The organism is Xanthomonas sp. SHU 166 (assembly GCF_000364685.1).
GTDB lineage: Bacteria > Pseudomonadota > Gammaproteobacteria > Xanthomonadales > Xanthomonadaceae > Xanthomonas_A > Xanthomonas_A sontii.
Map to the genome: position 1 here is coordinate 1 of NZ_AQOJ01000017.1, position 5568 is coordinate 5568.

Genomic DNA, 5568 nt, shown 5'->3' on the forward strand with positions numbered 1-5568 from the left:
ATGAGGATTCCGAGCACCGTCCGCGCCCGCCTGGTGGCTGCGCAGTAGTTTGGTTTGCCGCTCTTACGCAGATAACGTGACGGCACCCCCCAGGCGCCGCCGACGATTGTGCCGGAGTTTGTCAGCCGGTGCTGACGAATGTGTGACATTCGTCGCTGCGGTACCCTTGCCGGCCCGGAACGCCCACGCCGCCCATGCCCGTCGAACAGAACCAGCGCCCGCTCGAAGCCGGCATCCACACCGACCTGGAAGGCCGCCTGACCTACGGCGGCTACCTGCGCCTGGACCGGCTGCTGTCGGCGCAGCAGCCGTTGTCGAGCCCGCCGCACCACGACGAACTGCTGTTCATCGTCCAGCACCAGACCTCCGAGCTGTGGCTGAAGCTGCTGGCGCATGAGCTGGGCGCGGCGATCGCGCACCTGCAGCGTGACCAGGTGTGGCAATGCCGCAAGGTGCTGGCGCGCAGCAAGCAGGTGCTGCGCCTGCTGACCGAGCAGTGGTCGGTGCTGGAGACCCTGACCCCGTCCGAGTACATGGGCTTCCGCGACGTGCTGGGCCCGTCCTCCGGCTTCCAGTCGCTGCAGTACCGCACCATCGAATTCATGCTCGGCAACAAGAACGCGCAGATGCTGCCGGTGTTCGATCACGACCCGCAGGGCCAGGCGGCGCTGCAGGCGGTGCTGGAAGCGCCCAGCCTGTACGAGGAGTTCCTGCGCTACCTGGCCCGCTTCGGCCACGCGGTGCCGGCGCCGTACCACGCCCGCGACTGGCGCCAGCCGCACGTCAGCGACCCGCTGCTGCGCCCGGTGTTCGAGCGCATCTACGAGAACACCGACCGCTACTGGCGCGAGTACGCGCTGTGCGAGGACCTGGTGGACCTGGAGACCCAGTTCCAGCTGTGGCGCTTCCGCCACATGCGCACGGTGATGCGGGTGATCGGCTTCAAGCGCGGCACCGGCGGCTCCAGTGGCGTCGGCTTCCTGCAGCAGGCGCTGGCGCTGACCTTCTTCCCGGAACTGTTCGAGGTGCGGACGTCGGTGGGGCTGGAAAGCCGGGACCCGGGACTCGGGACCCGGGACCCGGATGGGGCGTCGCAAGCGCCGTAGTGGAGCGCGCTGGCAGGCGCCGCTCGGCCTTGCTGCGCTGCGTCGTGGTCGGAGGCGTTGGTCTTTCCGTGGGGCGTGCCGCGTGGACCCGGGCGTAGCGCATGCGCACATCGCCTTCTCGCCCGGAATCCCTGGCCTTCGAGGGCCCGCCTTTCCGGGTCCCCGGCCCCGGGTCCCGAGTCCCGGCCCCACCACGCATTTGACGCCACGCCGTCGCTCGGTGATCCTCGCCCGTTGCCCGGCCTGGCCGGACGCACCGCCCCAGCCCATCCTGAATACGCAAGGGAACACCGCATGAGCGTTGACGTCGTCGCGTCGAACAACCCCGCCTCACCGCAACCGCCGTCAGCGCAACCGCCCGAATTCAAGACCCTGCTGGGGCACCCGCGTCCCCTGTGGATGCTGTTCATGACCGAGTTCTGGGAACGCTTCGCGTTCTACGGCATTCGCTGGGCGCTGGTGCTGTACATCGTGGCGCAGTTCTATGACGGCCAGGGCGCCGGCCAGGCGCCGGCCAGCGCCACCTACGGCGCCTACCTGGCGCTGGTGTACGCGGCGGCGATCTTCGGCGGCTACATCGCCGACCGGGTGCTCGGCTACCAGCGCTCGATCCTGGTCGGTGCGGCGGTCATGTCCACCGGCCTGTTCCTGATCTCCGTGCCCAACCCGCAGGTCTTCGAACTGGGCCTGGCCACCGTGGTGGTCGGCAACGGCCTGTTCAAACCCAACATCTCGACCATGGTCGGCAAGCTGTACAGCGCCGCCGATCCGCGCCGCGACAGCGGGTTCACCATCTTCTACATGGGCATCAACCTCGGCGCGATGATCGCGCCGTGGCTGACCCAGCAGCTGGCCGAGAAGGTGTTCGGCACCGAAGCGATGCCGTCCTACAAGATGGTGTTCATCGCCTCCGGCATCGGCATGCTGATCAGCCTGGTGTGGTTCTGGTTCGGCCGCCGCCAGCTCAAGGGCATCGGCGCGCCATTGCCGGGCGGTGCCGGCGGCATGCGCGTGGTCTACGTGCTGCTGGGCATGCTGGTGGCGATCCCGGCGGTGTACCTGGCGCTGGCCGCCGGCGCCGAAGTGCTGCAGTGGATCCTCAGCACCATGTTCGTGGCCCTGGCGATCATGTTGCTGGTGGAAGGCATCCGCAACGGCAAGGTGGCGCGCGACAAGGTCATCGCGATGCTGATCATCTTCGCCTTCAACGTGCTGTTCTGGATGTTCTTCGAGCAGGCCGGCAGTTCCTTCACCTTCCTCGCCGACGAGATCGTCAACCGCCAGTTCGGCGACTGGACCTTCCCGACCGCATGGTTCCAGTCGGTCAACTCGCTGGCGATCATCACCCTGGCGCCGGTCATCGCCTGGATCTGGGTCAAGGCCGGCCGCTTCAATCCGTCGATCTCGCGCAAGTTCGCGCTCGGCCTGGCGTTCAACGGCCTGGCCTTCCTGCTGCTGATGTTCGCGCTGTCGAGCCTGGTCAACGACGCCGGCAAGATCCCGTTCTGGACCCTGTTCATGGTCTACGTCATCCAGTCGGTGGGCGAGCTGTGCCTGTCGCCGATCGGGCTGTCGATGGTGACCAAGCTGGCGCCGGTGCGGCTGGTCGGCTTCGGCATGGGCGGCTGGTTCCTGTCCACCGGCATCGGCAACAACCTGTCCGGCATCTTCGCCAGCCATGTCAGTGGCGAAGGCGGCATGACCGTGTCGTCCGCGCTGGGCGGGTATACCTTCGGCTTCTGGGCGCTGCTGGGCGCCGGCGTGGTGCTGTTCCTGATCGCGCCGCTGATCAGCAAGCTGATGCACGGTGTGAAGTAACCTGAGGACGACGCAATGGCGATGAACAAGACGATCTGCGCTGCCCTGGCGGCGATGCTGGCGCTGAGCGCGTGCGGGCAGACCGCGGCGCCGCCCGACGCGCAGGCGCCGGCCAAGCCGCTGGACACCTCGGTGCAGAAGCCGCCGGTGGCCGACCCCAACCAGCCGGTGGCCTCGGGCAATACCCCGGCCGCCGCCGACGTGGCCGCGGCCAAGGCCCTGGGCGCGCAGTTCGATCCCCAGCGCAATCCGGCCGACGACCTGGACACCGCCATGGTCGAGGCCAAGCGCGGCGGCAAGCGCATCCTGCTCGACGTGGGCAACGAGGCGTGCGACTGGTGCCACACCCTGGACACCTTCATCGAGGGCGATGCGGAGCTGCGCAGCTTCCGCGACGCCAACTTCGTCTGGGTCAAGGTCAACGTCAGCGACGCCAACAAGAACGAGGCGTTCATGGCGCAGTACCCGAAGATCGTCGACTTCCCGCACCTGCTGGTGCTCGACGCCGACGGCAAGCTGCTGCACTCGCAGGTGCTCGCCGACCTGCAGAAGGGCAAGGACTACGATCGCAGGAAGTTCTCGGACTTCCTCAAGGAATGGGCGCCGCCGAAGGCCTGAGCGGTCGCGAAGCGCAGTTCTCGTAGGAGCGGGTCTTGTGCCCTTTTGTGGGATCAGCCGCGACCGGGCTTCCAAGGAATGCCCGGTCGCGGATGAAGCCGCTCCTCCGGTGTTCGAGGCCCCGGTGTCACGGGCCCCGGCGCCTCAGCGCCCGGTCATGCTCGGAAGGCCCTCGGCCGCCAGGCGGTCGATCAGCCGGTTCAGCAGGCGCTGCTCGTCCTCGCTGAAGGGCGCCAGCAGGCGCCGCTCGCATTCCAGCACCATCGGCGCCACCACCTGGTACACCTCCACCCCGGCCGCGGTCAGGTGCAGCACCGAGCGGCGGCGGTCGTCGCCGTGGGTCTCGCGCTGGATGAAGCCACGCTCCAGCTGCCGCGCCACCGCCCGGCTCACCGCCACCTTGTCCATCGCGGTGCGCTCGGAGACCTCGCCGGCCGACAGCCCCGGATACAGCGCCAGCACCGCCATCACCCGCCACTCGGTCACCGCCATGCCGTAGCGCTCGCCATAGACGCGGGCGATGTTGCTGCTGATGCGGTTGGACAGCACGCTGATCCGGTACGGCAGGAACCGTTCCAGATCCAGGGAGGGCGAGTCGGGCGTGGGAGCGGGCGTGGCGATCGTCATGCTGCATTGCACCTTGCTGGTGGTTTCACTTGTAACTATAACGGAGGATACTACGGTCCATTCTCGCGAGTCTGGCGCCCGTCCGCATCCGAAATTTCGGCCCGGCCGCCGCGACTCCCCCCTCCAGGAGACGCGTCATGAATGCACAAGCGCAGCATCCGTCGCAGCCGACCAACCTCGGCATGCAGGTCACCACCTTCGAGAACCCGATGGGCATCGACGGTTTCGAGTTCGTGGAATTCGCCGCGCCGGCCGGGCAGGGCGAGCAGTTGCAAGCGTACTTCCGCAGCATGGGCTTCACCGCGGTGCTGCGCCATCGCCAGCGCGCGATCACCGTGTACCGCCAGGGCGGGGTCAACTTCCTGGTCAACGAGGAACCGGATTCCTTCGCCGCCGATTTCGCGGCCGCACATGGTCCCTGCGCCTGCGGCTTCGCGATCCGCTTCCGGCACCCGGCCGACGACGTGTTCGCCAAGGTGCTGGAGAACGGCGGCGAAGCGATCGCCGACAAGGCCGACACCCGCGCGGTGCCGGCACCGGTGGTCAAGGGCATCGGCGACTGCATGCTGTACCTGGTCGACCAGTACGGCGAGAAGGGCTCGGTGTACACCGAGTTCGAGCCGGTGCCCGGTGCCGAGCAGCATCCGGCCGGTTTCGGCCTGACCTTCATCGACCACCTGACCCACAACCTGTACTTCGGCAACATGCAGCGCTGGTCGGACTACTACGAGCGCCTGTTCAACTTCCGCGAGATCCGCTACTTCGACATCAAGGGCGCCAAGACCGGGCTGGTGTCCAAGGCGATGACCGCGCCGGACGGCGTGGTGCGCATCCCGCTCAACGAATCGTCCGATCCGAAGAGCCAGATCAACGAGTACCTGGACGCCTACCGCGGCGAAGGCATCCAGCACATCGCCTGCTTCACCGACGACATCTACGAGACCGTCGAGCGCATGCGCGCGGCCGGTGTCGAGTTCCTGGACACGCCGGACACCTATTTCGAGGTGATCGACCAGCGCATCCCCAATCACGGCGAGGACGTGGCGCGGCTGGCGCGCAACAAGATCCTGATCGACGCCGACCTGGAGACCAAGCAGCGCAAGCTGCTGCAGATCTTCACCCAGAACTGCATCGGCCCGATCTTCTTCGAGATCATCCAGCGCAAGGGCAACGAGGGCTTCGGCGAAGGCAACTTCCAGGCGCTGTTCGAGAGCATCGAGCGCGACCAGATGAAGCGCGGCGTGCTCTGAGGGCGGAACGCGGGCGGCGCGCGGAGGCTGGCAGACAGCGGATGCTCGACGCGAGTGGACGCGCGCGGCCAGGTCAGGTCCTGACGGCGCATCGCGGAGACTTCCGACAGCAGCTTTAGCCCCTCTCCCACCGGGAGAGGGGTTGGGGT

5 protein-coding genes are annotated in these 5568 nt (G+C 67.5%); 4 read left to right on the forward strand and 1 reads right to left on the reverse strand.

The window, feature by feature from the left end; genetic code table 11:
- The first annotated feature begins 194 nt into the window (after nucleotides 1–194).
- The 3 genes from D180_RS00990 (at nucleotide 195) to D180_RS01000 (ending at nucleotide 3542) form a co-directional block, all read left to right on the forward strand.
- Nucleotides 195–1106 carry a tryptophan 2,3-dioxygenase family protein gene (locus D180_RS00990; RefSeq protein WP_017911300.1) on the forward strand — a complete coding sequence of 304 codons (912 nt, stop codon included), beginning with the start codon at nucleotides 195–197 and terminating at the stop codon, nucleotides 1104–1106.
- A gap of 294 nt (nucleotides 1107–1400) precedes the next feature.
- Nucleotides 1401–2924 (forward strand): oligopeptide:H+ symporter, encoded by a 1524-nt coding sequence (locus D180_RS00995; RefSeq protein WP_043090256.1) that lies wholly within the window; start codon nucleotides 1401–1403, stop codon nucleotides 2922–2924.
- 15 nt (nucleotides 2925–2939) lie between these two features.
- Entirely contained in the window at nucleotides 2940–3542 is a 603-nt protein-coding gene (locus tag D180_RS01000) for a thioredoxin family protein (protein WP_017911302.1), read from the forward strand.
- Nucleotides 3543–3686: 144 nt separating this feature from the next.
- Here the strand turns inward: D180_RS01000 and D180_RS01005 are convergent, their stop codons facing one another.
- Nucleotides 3687–4169: a MarR family winged helix-turn-helix transcriptional regulator gene (locus tag D180_RS01005; protein WP_010341302.1), complete on the reverse strand. Its 483-nt coding sequence runs from the start codon at nucleotides 4167–4169 to the stop codon at nucleotides 3687–3689.
- Nucleotides 4170–4351: 182 nt separating this feature from the next.
- Here D180_RS01005 and hppD point away from each other — a divergent pair, with 182 nt between their 5' ends.
- Nucleotides 4352–5419 carry a 4-hydroxyphenylpyruvate dioxygenase gene (hppD, locus tag D180_RS01010; protein WP_087963534.1) on the forward strand — a complete coding sequence of 356 codons (1068 nt, stop codon included), beginning with the start codon at nucleotides 4352–4354 and terminating at the stop codon, nucleotides 5417–5419.
- The last annotated feature ends 149 nt before the right edge of the window (nucleotides 5420–5568 follow it).

Coding starts and splice junctions, on each gene's coding strand:
- D180_RS00990 (WP_017911300.1), top strand. CDS start 195: ATGCCCGTCGAACAGAACCAGCGCCCGCTCGAAGCCGGCATCCACACC.
- D180_RS01005 (WP_010341302.1), bottom strand. CDS start 4,169: ATGACGATCGCCACGCCCGCTCCCACGCCCGACTCGCCCTCCCTGGAT.
- hppD (WP_087963534.1), top strand. CDS start 4,352: ATGCAGGTCACCACCTTCGAGAACCCGATGGGCATCGACGGTTTCGAG.
- D180_RS00995 (WP_043090256.1), top strand. CDS start 1,401: ATGAGCGTTGACGTCGTCGCGTCGAACAACCCCGCCTCACCGCAACCG.
- D180_RS01000 (WP_017911302.1), top strand. CDS start 2,940: ATGGCGATGAACAAGACGATCTGCGCTGCCCTGGCGGCGATGCTGGCG.